At 42.3% G+C, this 18,368-nt stretch carries 22 protein-coding genes and 1 tRNA gene; 13 read left to right on the top strand and 10 right to left on the bottom strand.

Translation table 11 applies throughout. The features are described from left to right. The first annotated feature begins 22 nt into the window (after positions 1-22). From treZ to ABTV71_RS15080, 3 genes are all read left to right on the top strand, one after another. Positions 23-1,843, top strand: a complete 1,821-nt coding sequence (gene treZ, locus ABTV71_RS15090) for a malto-oligosyltrehalose trehalohydrolase (protein WP_433900096.1) — start codon at positions 23-25, stop codon at positions 1,841-1,843. Between the two features lie 293 nt (positions 1,844-2,136). Next, entirely contained in the window at positions 2,137-2,688 is a 552-nt protein-coding gene (locus ABTV71_RS15085) for a ferritin-like domain-containing protein (protein WP_433900095.1), read from the top strand. Positions 2,689-2,701: 13 nt separating this feature from the next. After that, positions 2,702-4,891, top strand: a complete 2,190-nt coding sequence (locus ABTV71_RS15080; RefSeq protein ID WP_433900094.1) for a catalase — start codon at positions 2,702-2,704, stop codon at positions 4,889-4,891. Positions 4,892-4,971: 80 nt separating this feature from the next. Here ABTV71_RS15080 and ABTV71_RS15075 read toward each other — a convergent pair whose 3' ends face one another. The 5 genes from ABTV71_RS15075 to ABTV71_RS15055 form a co-directional block, all read right to left on the bottom strand. Continuing rightward, positions 4,972-5,445, bottom strand: a complete 474-nt coding sequence (locus tag ABTV71_RS15075) for an ankyrin repeat domain-containing protein (protein ID WP_121126134.1) — start codon at positions 5,443-5,445, stop codon at positions 4,972-4,974. A 229-nt stretch (positions 5,446-5,674) separates the two neighbouring features. Further along, positions 5,675-6,193 carry a ferritin-like domain-containing protein gene (locus ABTV71_RS15070; protein ID WP_121126133.1) on the bottom strand — a complete coding sequence of 173 codons (519 nt, stop codon included), beginning with the start codon at positions 6,191-6,193 and terminating at the stop codon, positions 5,675-5,677. A gap of 147 nt (positions 6,194-6,340) precedes the next feature. Further along, a complete protein-coding gene (locus ABTV71_RS15065) occupies positions 6,341-7,435 on the bottom strand; it encodes an ATP-binding protein (RefSeq protein ID WP_433900093.1) in 1,095 nt (364 codons plus the stop codon). Between the two features lie 89 nt (positions 7,436-7,524). Then, complete coding sequence (locus ABTV71_RS15060) at positions 7,525-8,256, bottom strand: DUF72 domain-containing protein (RefSeq protein ID WP_433900092.1); 732 nt, start codon at positions 8,254-8,256, stop codon at positions 7,525-7,527. Positions 8,257-8,397: 141 nt separating this feature from the next. Beyond that, positions 8,398-8,471: transfer RNA gene (locus ABTV71_RS15055), tRNA-His, on the bottom strand. 201 nt (positions 8,472-8,672) lie between these two features. Between ABTV71_RS15055 and ABTV71_RS15050 the strand changes: the two genes are divergently transcribed. Then, positions 8,673-9,233, top strand: a complete 561-nt coding sequence (locus tag ABTV71_RS15050) for a DUF4230 domain-containing protein (RefSeq protein WP_433900091.1) — start codon at positions 8,673-8,675, stop codon at positions 9,231-9,233. 147 nt (positions 9,234-9,380) lie between these two features. Here the strand turns inward: ABTV71_RS15050 and ABTV71_RS15045 are convergent, their stop codons facing one another. Continuing rightward, positions 9,381-9,605: a hypothetical protein gene (locus ABTV71_RS15045; RefSeq protein ID WP_433900090.1), complete on the bottom strand. Its 225-nt coding sequence runs from the start codon at positions 9,603-9,605 to the stop codon at positions 9,381-9,383. Positions 9,606-9,858: 253 nt separating this feature from the next. Here ABTV71_RS15045 and ABTV71_RS15040 point away from each other — a divergent pair, with 253 nt between their 5' ends. Together ABTV71_RS15040 and ABTV71_RS15035 are read left to right on the top strand one after the other, a co-directional pair. Further along, a complete protein-coding gene (locus tag ABTV71_RS15040; protein WP_433900089.1) occupies positions 9,859-10,515 on the top strand; it encodes a response regulator in 657 nt (218 codons plus the stop codon). A gap of 13 nt (positions 10,516-10,528) precedes the next feature. Then, on the top strand, positions 10,529-10,738 hold the full coding sequence (locus ABTV71_RS15035; RefSeq protein WP_433900088.1) for a hypothetical protein: 210 nt from the start codon (positions 10,529-10,531) through the stop codon (positions 10,736-10,738). A gap of 26 nt (positions 10,739-10,764) precedes the next feature. Here the strand turns inward: ABTV71_RS15035 and ABTV71_RS15030 are convergent, their stop codons facing one another. Together ABTV71_RS15030 and ABTV71_RS15025 are read right to left on the bottom strand one after the other, a co-directional pair. After that, positions 10,765-11,013, bottom strand: coding sequence for a hypothetical protein (locus tag ABTV71_RS15030; RefSeq protein ID WP_433900087.1), 249 nt, complete (start codon positions 11,011-11,013; stop codon positions 10,765-10,767). A gap of 104 nt (positions 11,014-11,117) precedes the next feature. Beyond that, positions 11,118-11,657: a type 1 glutamine amidotransferase domain-containing protein gene (locus ABTV71_RS15025; protein ID WP_121126210.1), complete on the bottom strand. Its 540-nt coding sequence runs from the start codon at positions 11,655-11,657 to the stop codon at positions 11,118-11,120. 125 nt (positions 11,658-11,782) lie between these two features. On the opposite strand from ABTV71_RS15025, the gene ABTV71_RS15020 reads away from it, so the two are divergent. Both ABTV71_RS15020 and ABTV71_RS15015 read left to right on the top strand, forming a co-directional pair. After that, on the top strand, positions 11,783-11,980 hold the full coding sequence (locus ABTV71_RS15020) for a glycosyltransferase family 9 protein (RefSeq protein ID WP_433900086.1): 198 nt from the start codon (positions 11,783-11,785) through the stop codon (positions 11,978-11,980). Then, positions 11,977-12,480, top strand: coding sequence for a hypothetical protein (locus ABTV71_RS15015; protein ID WP_433900085.1), 504 nt, complete (start codon positions 11,977-11,979; stop codon positions 12,478-12,480). Before ABTV71_RS15020 ends, ABTV71_RS15015 begins: the two co-directional genes overlap by 4 nt. A gap of 27 nt (positions 12,481-12,507) precedes the next feature. Here ABTV71_RS15015 and ABTV71_RS15010 read toward each other — a convergent pair whose 3' ends face one another. Next, the gene (locus tag ABTV71_RS15010) at positions 12,508-13,242 is read right to left on the bottom strand and encodes a metallophosphoesterase family protein (protein ID WP_121126123.1); all 735 of its coding nucleotides are present in this window, start codon (positions 13,240-13,242) and stop codon (positions 12,508-12,510) included. Positions 13,243-13,244: 2 nt separating this feature from the next. Continuing rightward, positions 13,245-13,988, bottom strand: coding sequence for a hypothetical protein (locus ABTV71_RS15005; protein WP_433900084.1), 744 nt, complete (start codon positions 13,986-13,988; stop codon positions 13,245-13,247). A gap of 233 nt (positions 13,989-14,221) precedes the next feature. Between ABTV71_RS15005 and ABTV71_RS15000 the strand changes: the two genes are divergently transcribed. The 5 genes from ABTV71_RS15000 (at position 14,222) to ABTV71_RS14980 (ending at position 18,363) form a co-directional block, all read left to right on the top strand. Beyond that, positions 14,222-14,707, top strand: a complete 486-nt coding sequence (locus ABTV71_RS15000; protein WP_433900083.1) for a DUF421 domain-containing protein — start codon at positions 14,222-14,224, stop codon at positions 14,705-14,707. Positions 14,708-14,730: 23 nt separating this feature from the next. Beyond that, positions 14,731-15,402 (top strand): DUF6766 family protein, encoded by a 672-nt coding sequence (locus ABTV71_RS14995; RefSeq protein ID WP_433900082.1) that lies wholly within the window; start codon positions 14,731-14,733, stop codon positions 15,400-15,402. Positions 15,403-15,521: 119 nt separating this feature from the next. After that, positions 15,522-15,764: a membrane lipoprotein lipid attachment site-containing protein gene (locus ABTV71_RS14990; protein ID WP_121126119.1), complete on the top strand. Its 243-nt coding sequence runs from the start codon at positions 15,522-15,524 to the stop codon at positions 15,762-15,764. Between the two features lie 220 nt (positions 15,765-15,984). Further along, positions 15,985-16,191 carry a hypothetical protein gene (locus ABTV71_RS14985; protein ID WP_433900081.1) on the top strand — a complete coding sequence of 69 codons (207 nt, stop codon included), beginning with the start codon at positions 15,985-15,987 and terminating at the stop codon, positions 16,189-16,191. A gap of 18 nt (positions 16,192-16,209) precedes the next feature. After that, the gene (locus tag ABTV71_RS14980) at positions 16,210-18,363 is read left to right on the top strand and encodes a mechanosensitive ion channel family protein (protein WP_433900080.1); all 2,154 of its coding nucleotides are present in this window, start codon (positions 16,210-16,212) and stop codon (positions 18,361-18,363) included. Positions 18,364-18,368 lie beyond the last annotated feature (5 nt).

Below are 18,368 nucleotides of genomic sequence, written 5' to 3'. Positions count from 1 at the left end.
GTACAAATTAATTGTTAAAACTATGCAACATACAGGAGTTACCCAACTCGGGGTGCGCTGGATAGACAATCAGGCACATATACGGATATGGGCACCCTGGGCAACCGCAGTAGATTGCCTATTAACCGAAAGGGAGATCGTTATACCACTTGAAAAACAGACGTATGGATATTGGTACGCGAATAGCAAGTTACCACGGCATGGCGAGCGGTATAAAATTATTATTGATGGAACCGCGTATCCTGACCCTGCATCATTATACCAGCCCGAAGGGGTGCATGGCCCTTCAGCGATGATTGACCTCGACTACCCCTGGACAGACCATCGTTATCATGCTCCTGCACAGCGTGAGCTTATAATCTATGAGCTCCATGTGGGGACATTCAGTGATAAACATGATTTTCACGGAGTTATTGATCGAATCCCTTACCTGAAAGCCCTGGGGGTAAATGCACTGGAACTCATGCCCGTAGGACAGTTCCCGGGGGAACGCAATTGGGGCTATGATGGTGTTTATGCCTTTGCAGTACAAAATTCCTATGGTGGGGCCCGTGGCCTACAACAATTGGTCGATGCATGCCATCAGGCAGATATTGCTGTTATTTTGGATGTGGTCTATAACCATTTCGGCCCTGAAGGAAATTATTTACCTGCCTTTGGCCCTTATTTTACAGCGAAGTATCATACACCCTGGGGGGATGCTGTAAATTACGACGACGAATTAAATTATGGGGTTCGTGATTTCGTACTGGCCAATATACGGATGTGGTTTGAAGATTTTCATATCGATGGCTTAAGGATGGATGCTGTACACGCCATCAAGGATTTCGGTCCAGCACATATCCTGCAGGATATTAGGCGGCTAGCTGATGGCGTAGTAGCTAAAAGCGGAAAACAGCGTTACCTATTCGTCGAATGCGATCTCAATGACCGACGTTTTTTGGATCCCCTGGAGGTAAATGGTTTTGCGATGGACGGGCAATGGCTCGATGAATTTCACCATACGCTAAGAGTTGCTGCCGGTGAAGAAAGAAAAGGGTACTACAAAGAATTTGAGGGTGTCGCTCATCTTGCTAAAGCATACGAAAAAGCGTATGTATTTGATGGTTGTTATTCTAGCCATCGCAAAAGATTCTTTGGAACGGACAGCGACGGAATCAAAGGTAATCGTTTTATTGTATTTAGTCAAAACCATGATCAGGTAGGTAACCGAATGTTCGGCGAGCGTAGCAGCAGCCTTTATAGCGTAGAAATGACTCGCTTAATGGCCTTTGCCGTTTTTTTATCCCCCTATATTCCCTTGTTGTTTATGGGTGAAGAGTGGGGTACGAAAAAACCATTTCAATATTTCGTCAGCCACAGTGACCAGCAATTGGTCAAAAATGTGCAGCAAGGAAGGGAAGAGGAATTCAGAGAATTCCAGACCAGCGGTGAGGTACCTAATCCCCAAGATAAAGCCACTTTTCAGCGGTCAGTATTGGACTGGAATGAACTGGAAAAGTCCCCCTTTCGCCAGCATTATCTTTACTACAGCGCACTTATTGCCCTGCGCAAATCACATCCAGTTTTAAAGAATCTAAGCCGTGAAGATATCAACGTTGATTGTCTGTCGGAGCAAAATGTATTGCTGCTAAGGGCCGGAAAAGCAAAATCAAAGCTCCTAGCTGTGATGAATTTTTCCGGAGCAGCACAACGCATTTTGTTGGACGATGATCAGAAATGGCTATTGATCTTTGACAGCCTGTCAGGGGCAACAGATAGGATAACTCGTGAACCGACACAATCATCTCACGAGCTGACGGCACCCGCACATAGCGGGCTGCTATTTGAATCGATGGACTGATCAGATTTTTGCTGTTAGACATATAAATCCTGTGGATTTTTAAAAAATTTTTACAAACTAAACATCGGTCTATATTGTCCTTATACTAAAGACTGCTTGTCCCAGTCATGAAGAAAGTTTTTTAAAGCTAGGCACCTTTCCAACCTAGCTTTTTTAATTGTACCTAGTTTTGTCTCCATAGCTTGAACGTTTCCGTCCATTATTTGCTTTTTTCCTAAAAAAGCAAACGATTTATTTCGGGCATCCGTTCATGAAGTAAACATCAGTTTATTTACTCTTCTAAACGTTGAATTATGAAACAAGAAACTGGAACTACGCCAAAATTTAAAACTAAGGCTACTGCTAATGCTGAGCCGGCGTTGCAGGAACTCTTTTTGGATGAAATCATGGACCTCTACTGGGCCGAAAACCATCTCGTCAAATCATTGCCAAAAATGATAAAAGCAGCAACATCACCGGCGTTGGCCACTGCTATCGAAGATCATCTCAAGGAAACAGAAGAGCACGTTTCGCGGTTGGAGCAGATATTCAAGCTATTGGGCAAAGAAGCACTGGCTAAAAAATGTGATGCAATGGAAGGACTGACCAAAGAAGCGGAGGGCATCATCGAAAGTACCGGCGCAGGAACTGCAACCCGGGATGTGGGAATTATTTTAGCGTCACAAAAAGTGGAGCATTATGAAATCGCCAGCTATGGTGGTTTGCTCCAGCTTGCTGCGACACTGGGACTGCAAGAAGTAGCCGTATTACTTGAGCAGACGCTCGGCGAGGAACAAACAGCTGACGCACTGCTCACTGAGGTGGCGGAAAATAAAATTAACTATACGGCCGCAGAAGAATCATAACACATCAAATAACATGAAAAAGCGAGACACAGAAATAAAAAAGGGCCAACAGCCCGAAAACGAAAAAACAAAATCATTAGGTCAGCATATAAGCGATGCGTCCGGCCAACTGATGACAACAGATCAGGGGGTAAAGATTAACGACGATCAAAATTCATTACGCGCAGGTGACCGTGGAGCCACATTGCTGGAAGATTTTATCCTGCGGGAGAAGATTACCCATTTTGATCACGAACGTATTCCTGAGCGCGTGGTACACGCCAGGGGATCTGGCGCACACGGTGTTTTTAAACTTTATAAACCGCTTGCGGAGCTGACCAAAGCCGCATTTTTAAACGATACGGACACCGAAACTCCAGTATTTGTCCGTTTCTCGACAGTGGCGGGGTCGCGTGGTTCAACAGATCTGGCCCGTGATGTACGTGGCTTTGCCGTCAAATTTTATACGCAGGAAGGGAATTTCGATCTGGTAGGTAACAATATGCCGGTATTTTTTATTCAGGATGCGATGAAATTTCCCGATCTGGTCCATGCCGTCAAACCTGAACCGGACAACGAAATTCCGCAGGCAGCTTCCGCGCATGATACCTTTTGGGATTTTATTTCCTTGATGCCCGAATCTACCCATATGATTATGTGGTTAATGAGTGATCGAGCCATTCCACGCAGCTACCGGATGATGGAAGGATTTGGCGTACATACATTTCGATTTATTAATAAGAAGGGAGAAGCCACTTTTGTTAAATTTCATTGGAAACCGCTTCTGGGGATACATTCCGTCGCCTGGGATGAGGCACAGAATATTTCGGGTAAGGATCCTGATTTTCACCGGCGCGATCTTTGGGATGCTATCGAAAGCGGTGCATTCCCAGAATGGGAGCTAGGCGTGCAGATCGTTCCCGAAGCAGATGAGTTTAAATTTGATTTTGACCTGCTGGACTCTACCAAAATTATACCTGAAGAACTTGTCCCCGTGCAGCGAATTGGTAAAATGACGCTCAATCGTAATCCAGATAACTTTTTTGCGGAAACGGAACAAGCGGCTTTTCACATCGGCAATGTCGTACCGGGAATAGATTTTACCAATGACCCTTTATTGCAGGGGCGGCTATTCTCCTATACCGATACACAGCTCATCCGCTTGGGCGGACCCAATTTTCATGAAATACCGATTAACCGACCGATCAGCCCATCGCACAATAACCAGCGTGACGGGTTTATGCGCCAAAGAATTGACCGTGGTAAAACCAGCTATGGGCCAAATTCGCTCGGTGGTAACGATCCTGCCCAGGTGAAAGAGGCAGAAGGTGGTTTTACGAGCTATCAAGAACGTATTGATGCCAAAAAAGTGCGTGCCCGCAGTGATAGTTTCCGCGACCACTTTAGCCAGGCGGCGTTATTTTTCCACAGTCAATCAGAACCCGAGAAAAATCATATTATTGATGCGTTCAGTTTCGAATTGGGTAAGGTAAAAACTGTCGCCGTGAGACAACGCATGATTGGTATCTTGTCTTTAGTGGATAAAGGCCTGGCTGCTGAAGTGGCTTTTGCACTTGGATTAAAGGTGCCTCAGGAACCCGAAAAACCGATCAATCACAGTTTACCTGCTGATGCTGACCCCAAAGACTATGAACCTATACAAGTTGAAGGAAAGGTTAAAGTTTCACCTGCATTGAGTATGAAAAATACGATAAAAGATAGTATTCAAAGCCGAAAAGTAGCAATACTTGCCGCGGATGGAGTCGATTCTGTATCCCTGCAAAAGGTAAGTGACGCGATTATGGCAGCCGGTGGCGTGGTGCATGTTATTGCCCTGAAATTGGGCGAGATCACTGCCTCTGATAACACGAAAATCCCGGTCGAAGAGAGCTTCCTGACCGGGGCATCCGTACTGTATGATGCTGTATATGTGCCTGGTGGAAAAAATAGTGTGGCGACTCTGGAAGCAGAGGCAAATGCAGTACATTTTCTGAATGAAGCATTTAAACATTGCAAAGCAGTTGCAGCGGATGCGGATGCAATTCAAGTATTGGAAGCTACCTATTTCTTCAATAAGCTTCCCGACGAATTTTCAGAAAAAACTGTTCTTGAAGAGGGAGTGATTCTCGAAAAAGACGCCAGTGACTTGGCTGAGAAATTTGTCAAAGCAATTGCACAGCACCGCTTTTGGGAGCGTGAAAAACCGAGACAGGTACCGGCTTAGAAAAAGATAACCATAAAAAAGCCCGGTAATACGCCGGGCTTTCGCTATTTAAGATGGTATTTATCCGAACGATTCTTTATTTAGTTTGTCAGTATGGCAATCGCAGCTTCATTACCCTGCTGGGCCGCGAGGTCACATACAGAAAGCCCGCGAACATCCAGAAGCGTTGGGTCTGCACCCTTGTCGAGCAACAGTTTTAACACCTCATTTCGGCCAAACATAGCCGCAAACATCAGCGCTGTACCGCCGTTGCCATGTTGTAGGTTTAAGTTTGCGCCATGTTGAATCAGAATCTCAGCAATATCTTTATAGCCTTTGAAGGCAACCCCCATCAAAGCGGTATTGCCACCATTATCCTGCGCGTTGACATCGGCACCAGATTCGAGCAAGAGTTTAGCCGCGGCGAACTGATTATTATAGCAGGCGATAATTAATGGCGTGTAGCCTTTGGTGTCACGGCTATTTAAATCTACCTGCTGTCGAATGAGCTCCTGTAATACTTCGACATTGCCTAGCCGGGCAGCATGTATAATTACTTCTGTCATCTGTGTCATATCGGAATTGTCTTTATCTATAACTAAAAATTACTTGTTTATAAAAATTACGTATTTAGGTTATTATAGGAACAAAAGCTAAAGAACAAGGGTTTGGAAAATCTTAATCTGCCACCAACCGAAAAACTATCGCGCTGTAGTGATAACAGTCGAAAATAGCTGGGTGACGAAAATATTTTTACAACTAGTGCAAAAAGCAAAAGCCCGAATCTTGGGCTTTTGCTTTTTATTAAGAAGCGGACTCATTGACGCCTGACATCGCTATCTCTGTAAGCAAAGTATCTGTCTGTTTCTCTTCGTCCAATGTTTGTTGGAGCAATTCCTCAACTTCAGTATGTTCCATTAGTTTTGCATACGTGACCAGGCAGCCGTAACTTGCAATCTCATAATGTTCAACCTTTTGTGCAGCAGAAATTAGGGCGGCATCTAGTGCCGGATCACCCTCAAAACTTTCAATAATCTCATCTGCTTCTTCCAAAAGGCCTTCCATCGCCTTGCATTTCTTGCCGCGGGCGGCCTTTCCAAGCGATGAAAATACTTCTTTTAGCCGTTCGATCTGACCTTCAGTTTGACTGTAATGTTCGTCAAAAGCCTGTCTCAGCTCCTCACTTTCTGCTGCTTTACTCATCTTCTTTAACCCTTTTAACAGCTGTTTTTCTGCACCAAGAACATCCTTTAATTCATCCACAAATAACTCATGTAAATGTGCATTGGGCATCTCTTGGTTGTTTTGATTTGATGTTGCCATAATCTTGATTTTTATGGGAAGAACAGCGACTAAAAAGAGATGGTTTGATTCTTTTTAAAATTCGACTATTGTCTATAAAAATCCAGAAAAGATCAATATTGAAAAGATAAATACATTGTTACCGATTTATAATAATTTACAGCCCAATCAGTTAATCGGAAAGAACAGACGTATTTCTGTCCCTCGGTCTACTCGGCTAAAAATCATAAATTGCGCATTCAGTCTTTTCATAAGCTCTTGAACAATAGCAAGTCCTACGCCTTGGTGTGGGGAATGTCCAGCGCTGTCGCGCCGGAGCCGCCCAAAGCGAATATGCTCCAGCTCATGTGGCGCAATACCAATACCATTATCTTTAATATAGTAAATTAGGCCATTTTTTGCCTTTTCACTATAAATCTCTACTTGCGCTTTTTTATTGGCAGCAGAATATTTCACAGCATTATTTATCAAGTGAGTAAAGATCTGATAAATGCTCGCCGGATCGCTATCGAGCGGAAAAAGATTTCCAAAAATAAATTGTATGTGGTGGGCACGAAATAGTACTTTCGCTTCGCGGCACAACAATGTAAGTGCATCGTCCAGATGGATAAACTGTCTTTTCAGTTGAGCTATTGGCCCTACTGTCAGCTCGATGACCCTTTCAATAATATCGTTGATGTCGTGGAGGGATTCATCAATCAAATTAAACAGCTCCTGGCGTCGTCTCACTGGCATATTCGAGCGTTCCTTCAACAAGGTAACAGCAAACTCAGAAAGTGCGAGCGGGCTTTTAACGTCGTGCGAAAGTGACCGGGAAATCATCTCCAGCTTGGAACTATTATTGAGCAGCTGTTCTTGTGCCTTCACTTCAGCCAGCTTTACTTTTTCCGTAACGTCTGTGGCTGTATGCAAAATGGAATACGTCTGACCTCTTTTGTCAACAAGCGGTTTATATTCGAAATTAAAATAACGCTGTATTTTTAAATCTCCATTATAGATATTTACGGGTGCTTCAAATGCGTTATAAGTTGTTCCACTTTCCCAGACATTTTTGAGCAAATCTGCATAACCATCTTGCGTAAATCCTGGAAATATCTCTGAAAAAGGATTGCCTATGATATCTTGATTACAATACCAGATCGCTAGCATCATTGGATTTGCGAAACCAATATTGAGGTTGGGATTGTCATAAATAGCTGTTGCTAAAGGCAACTCGCGGAGCGCTTCATTAAATAGAAAAGTATCTTGTTGATATTTTTTCATATAGGTTAACAAAAAGGAAATTAAATTGATGATCGTTCTCGGATGTGTCTTTGCAATAATCAAGCCAGTGCCAAAGATTAAAAAGCTTATTATTTTAATAGCGAGCGCAATTTCTGTCCATTTTGAGTTGCATAAGCTTTTTGGTCATTATCAAAATAGAGGTAAACATCTTTTCCTTCGTTTCGATAGGTCATGCATTTATCTGCCCAACCTTCCAATTGTTCGACATTATAGCTTCCCTCGTATTTGTCTCCGGGGCCGTGTAAACGTATATAAACAAAATCTGCTGTTACAATTTGCGGACTTTGATATCCGGCAAGATCATACATACAATAAGCACAATTGTACTGTCTAAGTTCCTTATAAACTTCTTCAATATTCCAGGTATGATCGCGGAACTCAAACGCAAACCGATGATCACTTGGTAATAATTTTAGAAAGTGATCCAGGCGTTCGAGATTAACTTTCCATTTTGGTGGCAATTGAAATAGGATAGGTCCCAGTTTTTCCTTCAGGGGGGATGCTCGTTGAATAAATTGATCGATAATATCTTCGTCAACACGAAGTTTTTTTAAATGTGTAATAAAGCGGCTGCCCTTCACTGCAAATATAAAATCAGCAGGGACCAGACTGTACCAGTTTTCATACATTTCCGTTGTAGGTAATCTATAAAAGGAATTGTTTACTTCCGCGGAGGAAAAATATTTGGAATAAAAATTTAATTGGTCTTCATTCTTCAGTTCTGGCGGGTAAAAAACAGCTTTCCAATGTTTGTAATACCAACCAGAAATCCCTATAAAAATTTTGCCTTTTTTTTTCATAATCATCAAAAGCTATACAGATGGAACAGCACAACAAGATCAAAAGTTGACCAAATTTTAAAGACAGGGCAGAAGGATGGTTAACAGCAGAAAAAAGTCCTTGAGTTTAGAAAAAGCGGATCAAATTTGATCCGCCTTTCGGGTAAGTAATCGGGCTCGAACCGACGACCCCTAGAACCACAATCTAGTGCTCTAACCAACTGAGCTATACCTACCGTGATTTTGATGTCACAAAAGTAGTACTATACCCCATATCCTCCAAATGTTTTTTAAACTTTTTGACTAAACGATTGTCTATCAAATGGTATATTTTTATCCGGACATGTCATCGGGCGATAAAATTTAATATTCGTGTAACATATTCGGTTCAAATGTCCATTATTGGACCTTGGTCTATTATTTGTATTATACTATTTATGGGAAAATTTTTAAAATTTTTAATTGTTGTAGCCATTTTGGCAGTAGGAGCATGGTTTGTCTATCAAAAATATAATAGTGGCTCTAAGGTCGAAAGCAAACATCAGCTTTTGGTGGAACGCATTGAGGCCATGGGTAAGTTGGAACTTGTCAAATACCGTTACAGTGATGTTGTTGAACATAAGAATATCAACACATTTTTACCGGACGCTAGTGTACTGCTCATTGTAAAGGCGGATGCTGTTGGCTGTGTCAATCTGGCAAAACTCACGCCTGAGGATATCAAGGTGATAGGGGACTCTGTTTCCATTAAATTGCCCGCTCCAGAGATCTGTTATACTAAGATAGATCATGAAGCCTCAAAAGTTTATGATACCAAAATGGCTTTTCTTAGAGAAGCGGAATTGGTTGATGAAGCCTATAAAACCGCGGAAAAAGCAGTAGCAGATGATGTGAAAAAATCTGATATTCTGCAGCAGACCAAAGCAAACGCAACTACGGTCTTCAAACCTTTATTGCAGGGATTGGGCTTTTCAAAAATCAGCCTGACTTTTGAATAGATCAGCTGTAAAAATGAGATTAAAAAAGCTAGACACAAGCGTGTCTAGCTTCCTACAATAAATCGATCTCCGTCCATCTCCCGACGGGGGAGCACATATAAATTATGCTATAATCAGTTAATAAACAACGCTCGGGATTAAATCGTTTTATTTTTTTGTTGATGTATCCGGTTGTGGCGTTGGTGGAATCTCTCCCCGCGATTCGCTTGACGTTGTATCCCTGTATTGAATCGTAGTGGTATCATTCGCTACGGAGTCACGCATCAATTCCCTTGACTTTTGATCATCCGTCTGCGCGCCATTACAGGCAAACATGGAGAGTAAAATAGCACCCGCAAAAATTGTTTTGATCATTTTATTCATTTTCTTCATTTTCTTTCAGTTTTGTTTTCAATGCACTATATCCATTTGTTGAAAAATAGCTGTTCTTTTATGGAACAGGTGTAAATCAGGAAACGTTTGCCATTTAAAATTTTAGCTGCATATTGTTCGATGAAAAAATATACAGATTTAAATCATCTAAAAGGCTATCTCGCATTGTAAAAAACTTTTTACAGTTTAGCTATGTTCCTATTTTATTAGGACCTATTTCAATAGGACATTAAGTTCATTTAAAGAAAAAGTTATGATACAGTTAATGCTTGTAGACGACCATCATTTAGTTAGAAATGGTTTTCGACTGATTCTGGAGTCTCAAAAAGATATAGCTGTATTGGCAGATGTCGAGAGCGGTGAGATGGCCCTTGATTTTTTAACCAGAAATCAAGGGCCGGATCTGATTCTGACAGATGTTAAGATGGAAGAAATGGATGGAATTTCACTGATCGCACATATCAAAGAAAAGTATCCACAAACAAAAATCCTTGCGTTATCCATGTTGAATGATATACAAACCGTCTATGACGTATTGAACGCAGGTGGAGATGGCTATCTGGTTAAAGATAGTTCTGCCGATGAAGTACTATTTGGTATCCGCCAGATCGCAAATGGGGAAAAATACCTCAGCGTCTCGTTGGGCATATCTTGCGTAGAAAATTATCGTCAATACATAGCAAATACGTCCGATAAGGGCTATATCCTTGCCAAGTACGATATTTCTGAACGGGAACTAGCTGTACTTGAACTGATTTCTGAAGGCTATACCAATGCCGAAATCGCTGACCGCATCTTTTTGAGCAAGCGTACGGTGGAGGGACACCGGCAGCGGCTAATTGAAAAAACACATACAAGAAATACAGCCGGGCTAGTTCGGTTTGGCTTTCATCATATGCTTTTACACTAAAAATTAAACAATTATGGCAACAAAAAATGAAAATAGGCTGATTGGAAAGGAAATGGAAAAGAAGAAAAAGGTCAAACTCGGAGTAGAAGGAGAAGTGCAAAAAAAGGTGGATCATAAAGACGATGGTGATGCAGAGGCGGGGGTGGATCCGCAGGCAGAGCAACTGAATGATATGCCGAATGATCCCACGGACCAGCCCAGCGAAAAAGGTAAAAAAAGGTGACCTCTAACAGATCACCTTTTTATGCATTAATTCTTTTTGTGCTTGTCAATTGCCTTGATCAGTTCATCTTTGCTCATGTCATGGCGGCCGATAATCTCCAATTTTTTGGCCATTTGCAAGAGTTCGTCCTTTGTTTTACTAGCACTACCATTTTCGGCACTCTTTGGAGTAGATGAACTTTTTGCATGACTTGAGTTCATACTTTTACTTTTGTTGGTGTTGCCTTGCGCCTGTCCTTTGGACGTGTTGCTGGCCGTATGTTTTGCCGTCTTCATAATATGTTGATTTATGTGTTACTTATTACTTGAACAGCTTCATGACCTCAAACGTTGACCGATTTATTACGTAAATATGCTGTACTTCTACGCCTTTTCAAAGATCATACCTTTCCGAATGCTTTAATCATTGCTTTATTGAACTCAGGAAGATCATCTGGCGTACGGCTGGTTATCAGTCCTTCATCTACAACCACGGCACTGTCTTCCCAATCGGCCCCTGCATTGATCAGGTCCATTTTTATGGCTTCTACCGAAGTCATCTTTTTACCCCGTACGAGATCGGCGTTGATCAGCAGCTGAGGCCCATGGCAGATGGCAGCGATGGGTTTGTCACGTTCCCAGAATGCATTCACCAGTGCAATGGCAGATTTATTAGTCCGTAGTTTATCCGGATTGATTACCCCGCCTGGTAAGAGCAGTGCATCGTATTTATTTTCCTCTGCCTCTTGCAGATTAACATCTATGGGGTAATCGCCTGACCATTCATCACCTTGTTTAGCCCTGACTTTATCTTTTGAGGGGGATATAATATAGGTCTTGGCGCCAGCATTTTCCAATGCTTCTTTTGGACTGCTCAACTCGATCTCTTCAAATCCATCGGCAACGAGTATGGCAATTTTCTTGTCTTTTAGTTTTTCCATGTAATTATATGTTAGTGTATATACATGGAACGGATCTTTCCGTAGGAAAGTTTGTATAAATAGTAATTTATACCGTCTCGTGGCAAACGCTTTGTCCCCAGGTGATGTCCATTGTGTAAACAATCATGATGCATAAAATAGCTGTTTTCCGTACGCTTCAATTGGGTGATATGCTTTGTGCTATGCCAGCTATTGCCACAATGAAGTATAATTATCCGAAGTCGACCTTATACTTTATCGGTCTTCCGCACATGGAACCATTCATAAAGCGCTTTGATTATCTGGACAAATTTGTTGCCTTTCCCGGGCACTGCCTAATATGATCCTTTTGGTGCTATTGCACGTCATGACGGGAATTTCTACGGGCGGCATTAATCTGGCGCTCACCAATATCGGGCTGAAACTTGCACCAAAAACTGATGCCATTATTTATGTTACCGTAAAAAATATGGTCGCTTCATTTTTTACGGCCTTGGGACCAATATTGGGCGGTTTGTTGGTTGACTATTTCGCCACGCGTGAACTACAGATCAGTATCTCCTGGAAAAGCCCTAATCTGCAGTCGGCCGCAAAATTGATTTATTTGCATGAATGGAACTTTCTATTTTTGCTGGCTTCCATACTCGCATTTTTCTCGCTCCGCTGGCTTGGGAAAGTGCAGGAAAAAGGCGAGGTAAGTCACCAATTGGTAAAGCGCATTATGAAAAAACGTTTTCGGGCAGGATTAAAAGAACGGCTTCTTGTAGGGAATATGATCACTTTGCATGCCCAGTTGAAGCAGATCTTAAAACGAAAAGACGCTTCAAAAGGAGATGTAAATTGAGTTGGACCAGAAAGGTTATGTGTCACGCTAGATGTCGATAAGGGCAAAACTGGTTTCATCTCCGTGATGGGCCTTCAACACAGGAACAGCCACGTTATAGATGGGGATGCCTGTAGGCGACTGCGCCTTAAATTTTCCTGCATGGGCATGTCCATGGAAGGCGACATCGACATTCCGGCGCTGAAGTGGTTCCATCAGATGCGTTGAACCTAAAAAAGGATAAATCTCCTTGGGCTCGCCCGCCACGGTATCCGCAATCGGGGCATAATGAAGTAGTGCAACCTTTTTTATATCCGTATGTTCCTGCTCCAGCCTAGCCAGAGCCCGATCCAATAGGAGAGACTCATTAACTGCTTCCTGAACAAAGCTTTTCATGGCTTCCTCGCCAAACATCGAGAGCATATAGCGATCAAAGCCACCGCCAAACCCTTTGACGCCTGCAAAGCCGATATCCTCGACTACAATTGCCTCGCCGTCCAAGACGGTGACTTTATGGTCTGTTAGAATCTGACGGATCTGTTTTTGACGGCCTTTCTCATAGTCATGATTGCCCAGCACCGCGATAACCGGAAGTTTTAAATGCTGCAATTCCGTAACAAGCATTTCGGCTTCTTCTTCATCACCTGTATCTGTCAGATCGCCACATAAGAGCAGGACCTTGGCTTTCTGCGAAATCTCCTCAAATATCGTTTTCCATTTTCCATGCTGGCTCTGATTCATATGGATATCACCTATTGCTGCAATTGTTGTTTTCTTTGCCATTGCTATACTGTTTTTATGGTGTATGATTTATACTCCCATTCTTTGATATCAATTTGATATTGTGTCTGATCAATCAACGGGCCCAAACATACTTTTTCGAGACAGGGGGGGACTTCATACTGTTGCTGTGCACGTTTGATCAATTCCTCAAATAAATCCCTTGGAATAATATCGCGATAATCATGTGGATAAGTAAACTGGAAAATAATCAGCTGTGCGAGTAAGAGATGCCAGTGCTGGTCCATACGCATCAGTAGATGATCCCAGTCGAACTGTTTTCCATAGCGAAGCCACAAATGATTGATATCAGCGCTATCATGACGTTCCCTATTCTGCACATATAATTTGCACCAGACAAGTTCCTCAGCCGGAACATAGCGCACCTGTGTATCAAATAATATCCCTTCAGGTGCACGTTCATACCAATCCTGTTCCACCGTACAATTATGATTGACACTATCAAATATAATGTCAATAAAATAGGGAGCTTTATGGATTTTGGCAAGCCAACGGACATCGGTCAATTCGGTCTGATAACCACTGGCCGCAAAATGTTTTAGGATATTCGGATATTCACTGCTCTTGCAAAAAATATCCAGATCCTTGGTGGGACGAATAATCCCCGTATAATGAAACATCGCCAGCGCACCACCAACCAAAAATGGGCTGCCACTTGTGTGCAAAAGCTGTAGTGTATCCTGGAAGAATGCGATGCACTCCTCAGGGGGATTATCAAGATCTATCATAGTATCGTTTTTACCTTAAACAGCTATTTAATCTAGGTAGTTTGGATTTGGATCGTGAAAAGGTATTCCCCACATATGAGGTGAGTATAAGTACTTGATTTCCATTTACGCAAACTGTTTTAACGCTGAATGATGTTCTATTAAGAGCAAGATGAACTGTTTTAAAAAATAAGTAGCGAGATAAACAGCTTTCTTTTTGCTTATTTAACAAATTAAAACTAAACAAAAAAATAATGGAAAGTTTATTTGGCATGGGCGAGGAGCTCAACATGGTTCAGATGGGCGTGCGCGCCTTTATGATGTTTATCGTTGCCCTGCTTTTAGTTCGTTTGGGGGGTATCAGAATATTGGGTAGAAAATCAGACGTCGATTTTGTCATTATTATTATGTTAGGTGCGGTATTAGCACGGGGCATTGTGGGTGCTTCACCCTTTATGTCAACGGTATTTGCCGGTTTTGTGATGATTATTGTGAATAAAGTACTGGCGCAAGTTTCGACCCGCCTTCCTTATTTAGAGAATCTTGTTAAAGGGAAACCAGTAGTATTGTATAAAAACGATCAGATTCAATGGGACCAGATGGATCGCTTAGGAGTCAGCCGAACAGATTTGCTGACCAGTTTGCGTTTGGAAACCCACAGTAAACATCTCGACGAGGTTGATATTGCGCTCATGGAACCTAATGGCCGCATTAGTTTCACATTGAAATCAAAAGTATAGCATTTTATTCTAAAGTAACAGTTATGAAAACGAAAAAATCCTATTCCTTCTTATACCGGAATGGTTTAAGTCTGGTATTCTTAATGCTCTTTATTTTTGCACTTGGCATGCAATTTTTTACAGGTTGGAAGGTACATAACGAGGAACTACAAGAAGCCCACCAAGCTCCTATGGCATTATTTCCCTATCTCAACACAGGGCATTTTATTTCGGCCACTTTTGAAAATTTTGAAAGTGAATTTTTGCAGATGGCGCTTTATGTCATGCTCACAGTGGGACTAAGGCAATGGGGATCTGCGGAATCCAAAAAGCTGGATGAACCCGAGGCGGTGGACCGAGAACCCATACCCAGACCTGATGCTCCCTATCCGGTACGGAAGGGAGGATGGTTGTTGCGCATGTATAGTTCTTCGTTATTTATTTGCTTTGCTTTGCTTTTTTTTATCAGTTGGGCAGTACATTTCTACGGTAGCTGGCGCCAACACAATTTGGAACAGCAACTTGATGGTTTACCGCCCCATGCTGCATTGGCTTATCTACTGATGCCTGAGTTTTGGTTTGAAACCTTTCAAAATTGGCAGAGTGAATTTTTATCCGTACTATCAATCGTATTCTTTACCATCTATCTCAGACAAAAGGGATCGCCAGAATCTAAACCTGTGGACGCACCGCATGCGCAAACCGGAAAGGACTGATCTGTTAAAGCTATAAAAATTATCGACAAGATCTCAACCCACAGAGGCACTGCATCTGCGGAAATGGAAAGGTCTGGTCTCTTAATGATTCAAAAAATATCAACTATAAATTGGACATAATGAAAAGATCAAAATTAATGATAAGCGTTCTTAGCATAGCACTTTTACTGAGTGCGTGTCAGGAGAGAACGAATAAAAATGCCAATGAAACGATGACCACGACAGATACCTTAAAGACAAACCACGGTGTTCCGCTAGATAACATCCATCGTAGCCGTCCTGCGGATACACTTCGTGACAGCACGTCTATAGGACAAGGTGTTCCTTTGGATAATCTTGACCGTGATAAGAAAGGAGAATAAGCGTGGAATACAGATTGATTTACGATGGTATTGGCAGGTCGGCTTGGGCTGGTAGCTGGAAATTGACGTAAGATATCAATAGAACATGGGATATTTTGTAATTTCCAGAAAACGTAGTACTACGTGTTATTGTTGATACTACCTAAAGTAGAAGTTCGAAGAACTTTTCCTTTTTCTCTAGCGTTCAACATCCAAATAGTTTACACTTAAACAATTGCACATGAAAAAGATCAGTTTTTTAGTCGTATTACTTCTTGGATTATGCGGATGCGACAATAGTAGCAACAAAGGAACGGAAGCAAATGGTTCTTATGATTCATCCATGACACCTGATGATGGGCGGACGGATCCGGCAGGTGGCGATACGCTCGCTTCGGACAGTACCGACAGTTTGCAAAGGCAGCCATCCCCAGCAAAACCTGAATAGCGAAACCTTCACCTGCTTATGGCTGCAAGAATAATTATATCAAACTACACCATTAAGAGGCTTGGTAGCTTAGTCTATCTGAGCCTCTTTTGTGCATTGCTATACGGACAAACTCCTGATTCGAGTAGGACAGTTATAGACTCAACAAGTCTAAGGGACTCTTTACCGGAGACCCCGCTCGCGACAGTAAGGAATTATGTGCAACAGTGGCGTGCACAGCTGAATCGATATTACGCCGAACTGGATAGCGTTAAACGTATCCTTGCCTGGCAACGACAGGAACATAGTCAATCCCTTCCGGGTCAGGTAAAATCCTATATCACAAGTGCCATCCCGTCCGTTCAAAGCTTGCGGAATAAAATTAAAGTTGCACAGCAGCAAGTGATACCACCAGATTCTACAACGTCTTCCTGGAAAAGTTTGCAGGATAGCGTGGTTGACCTAGCAACCGAAGCCGAGCAATTGCTTGTTGACTTGACAGATATCGGCACTAAAGTTAAACAGGAGGAACAAGTGGTCCAGTCGTCCAATGCTGGCTTATTTTGGCCACGCTTGCAGCAAGTCATTCTGAAAAACCTCGAGCAGGATGGCCTTTCAATACGCTTTTACGGCACGGCCTGGGATGGGCGATTGCTGCTGGTATTGGTGAGTCTGGTCTATTTGTATTGGTTATACCTAATGCGACGGCGTGCTGTGGGGGCAGGCGAGGAGTTACCACTTCACCGCAATCAGCCCTGGTGGATTCCCTTACTGAAATTTGCGGTATTTTTTCTCCTGATGCTACCCTTAACCTCGTTCCGTATACCAGTGCTGGTTCTTGAATTAAGTTACCTATTGCTATTTACCTTTTTATATATCCTGCTCCATGTTGAGCTTTCGGTCGCGAAAGTTCGCATTATGCGCTTAGTCTTCGTTTATTATATCGCCCTGTTGGTGATTCATGTTATATTGGATACCGATTGGTTAACAAGGAGTATTGCTGTGCTTGTTAACTTAGCAGGTTTACGTTTGGTGTGGGCTTTGGGAAAACGTACAGACAAAGACAATCCTTTTGATTACTTACCTAATTTTACACGTTGGGTATTGCTTTTCGTTATTGCGCTGGCTATAGTATTTAATCTTGCTGGTTTTCTAAATCTAACAAGGATATGCAGTATTACTGCAGGAATTGGGATTTTGCAGACTTTGTCATTACGGGCTTTCCGGGATATGCTGGCACATGATCTGGTCAATTCTTATGAAAGAGCCTCTGAGGAGCGTTTAATACGACGCTTCGATAAGGCGAAGATGGTTCAGGCCTTAGGCCGTATCGTTGGGCTTGTTGCTGTTGTTCTTGTCCTTATCGTCTGGACGAACAGCTTACATCTGACAAGCGAAGTCCGCCGCCTGCTAGACAATTTGTTACATAGCGAACACAATATCGGTAGTATATCATATACGTATGGGGACGTTTTGCTTGCAATTGCCGTTATTACCTTCGCAAATTGGATTCAAAAGAATCTGAAGGACTTATTGGGGGAACCGACCTCCGGGAAAAATCAGCGTCGAACAGCTTTACTGCCGCTGGTTCGGGTATTCGTATTTATTGTCGGCTTTCTGATCGGTATACGGATTCTTGGATTGAGTGTGGATAAACTTACGGTAATCATTGGGGCCCTGAGTGTTGGGATTGGCCTAGGCCTGCAGAACATCATCAATAATTTTGTATCAGGGGTTATTCTGGTATTTGAAAGGCCTTTTAAGGTAGGGGATTATGTAGAACTTGCTGATAAAAAAGGTCAGGTACTTCAAATCGGCATTCGTTCCAGCACCCTACTGACTGATCAGGGGTCTCAGGTTATTATTCCCAATGGTGATTTACTGTCTGGACGTCTAGTAAACTGGACTTTTGATGAATCGGATATTCGCCTAAATTTACAATTAACTTTTAATACAACAAGAGCAATAAGTGAATGGAAACAGTGGCTTCTGGATACTATCCCTTCTTTCGATGAAATTGATCCAAGTATTTCCCTAAAGATATATACAAAAGATATCACTACAGATGCCTATATACTGTCGGTTCAGGTCGGTATTCATCATGTACAGCAAATTGAAGTTTTTAGAAGCAAATTTTTGGAGACTGTCAAAATTGAAGCAGCTAAATATGAGACAAAGGTTACTTCTACGTAAAAATG

The sequence above is a fragment of the Sphingobacterium puteale genome (genome assembly GCF_050986225.1).
In the GTDB taxonomy this organism is placed as follows: Bacteria; Bacteroidota; Bacteroidia; order Sphingobacteriales; family Sphingobacteriaceae; genus Sphingobacterium; species Sphingobacterium puteale.
The sequence above is the reverse complement of the archived record's forward strand: the minus strand, read 5'-3'. Positions and strand labels throughout refer to the sequence as shown.

Excerpts from the sequence above, each read along its gene's own strand:
- treZ (WP_433900096.1), top strand. The coding sequence starts at position 23 with ATGCAACATACAGGAGTTACCCAACTCGGGGTGCGCTGGATAGACAAT.
- ABTV71_RS15085 (WP_433900095.1), top strand. The coding sequence starts at position 2,137 with ATGAAACAAGAAACTGGAACTACGCCAAAATTTAAAACTAAGGCTACT.
- ABTV71_RS15080 (WP_433900094.1), top strand. The coding sequence starts at position 2,702 with ATGAAAAAGCGAGACACAGAAATAAAAAAGGGCCAACAGCCCGAAAAC.
- ABTV71_RS15075 (WP_121126134.1), bottom strand. The coding sequence starts at position 5,445 with ATGACACAGATGACAGAAGTAATTATACATGCTGCCCGGCTAGGCAAT.
- ABTV71_RS15070 (WP_121126133.1), bottom strand. The coding sequence starts at position 6,193 with ATGGCAACATCAAATCAAAACAACCAAGAGATGCCCAATGCACATTTA.
- ABTV71_RS15065 (WP_433900093.1), bottom strand. The coding sequence starts at position 7,435 with ATGAAAAAATATCAACAAGATACTTTTCTATTTAATGAAGCGCTCCGC.
- ABTV71_RS15060 (WP_433900092.1), bottom strand. The coding sequence starts at position 8,256 with ATGAAAAAAAAAGGCAAAATTTTTATAGGGATTTCTGGTTGGTATTAC.
- ABTV71_RS15050 (WP_433900091.1), top strand. The coding sequence starts at position 8,673 with ATGGGAAAATTTTTAAAATTTTTAATTGTTGTAGCCATTTTGGCAGTA.
- ABTV71_RS15045 (WP_433900090.1), bottom strand. The coding sequence starts at position 9,605 with ATGAAGAAAATGAATAAAATGATCAAAACAATTTTTGCGGGTGCTATT.
- ABTV71_RS15040 (WP_433900089.1), top strand. The coding sequence starts at position 9,859 with ATGATACAGTTAATGCTTGTAGACGACCATCATTTAGTTAGAAATGGT.
- ABTV71_RS15035 (WP_433900088.1), top strand. The coding sequence starts at position 10,529 with ATGGCAACAAAAAATGAAAATAGGCTGATTGGAAAGGAAATGGAAAAG.
- ABTV71_RS15030 (WP_433900087.1), bottom strand. The coding sequence starts at position 11,013 with ATGAAGACGGCAAAACATACGGCCAGCAACACGTCCAAAGGACAGGCG.
- ABTV71_RS15025 (WP_121126210.1), bottom strand. The coding sequence starts at position 11,657 with ATGGAAAAACTAAAAGACAAGAAAATTGCCATACTCGTTGCCGATGGA.
- ABTV71_RS15020 (WP_433900086.1), top strand. The coding sequence starts at position 11,783 with ATGATGCATAAAATAGCTGTTTTCCGTACGCTTCAATTGGGTGATATG.
- ABTV71_RS15015 (WP_433900085.1), top strand. The coding sequence starts at position 11,977 with ATGATCCTTTTGGTGCTATTGCACGTCATGACGGGAATTTCTACGGGC.
- ABTV71_RS15010 (WP_121126123.1), bottom strand. The coding sequence starts at position 13,242 with ATGGCAAAGAAAACAACAATTGCAGCAATAGGTGATATCCATATGAAT.
- ABTV71_RS15005 (WP_433900084.1), bottom strand. The coding sequence starts at position 13,988 with ATGATAGATCTTGATAATCCCCCTGAGGAGTGCATCGCATTCTTCCAG.
- ABTV71_RS15000 (WP_433900083.1), top strand. The coding sequence starts at position 14,222 with ATGGAAAGTTTATTTGGCATGGGCGAGGAGCTCAACATGGTTCAGATG.
- ABTV71_RS14995 (WP_433900082.1), top strand. The coding sequence starts at position 14,731 with ATGAAAACGAAAAAATCCTATTCCTTCTTATACCGGAATGGTTTAAGT.
- ABTV71_RS14990 (WP_121126119.1), top strand. The coding sequence starts at position 15,522 with ATGAAAAGATCAAAATTAATGATAAGCGTTCTTAGCATAGCACTTTTA.
- ABTV71_RS14985 (WP_433900081.1), top strand. The coding sequence starts at position 15,985 with ATGAAAAAGATCAGTTTTTTAGTCGTATTACTTCTTGGATTATGCGGA.
- ABTV71_RS14980 (WP_433900080.1), top strand. The coding sequence starts at position 16,210 with ATGGCTGCAAGAATAATTATATCAAACTACACCATTAAGAGGCTTGGT.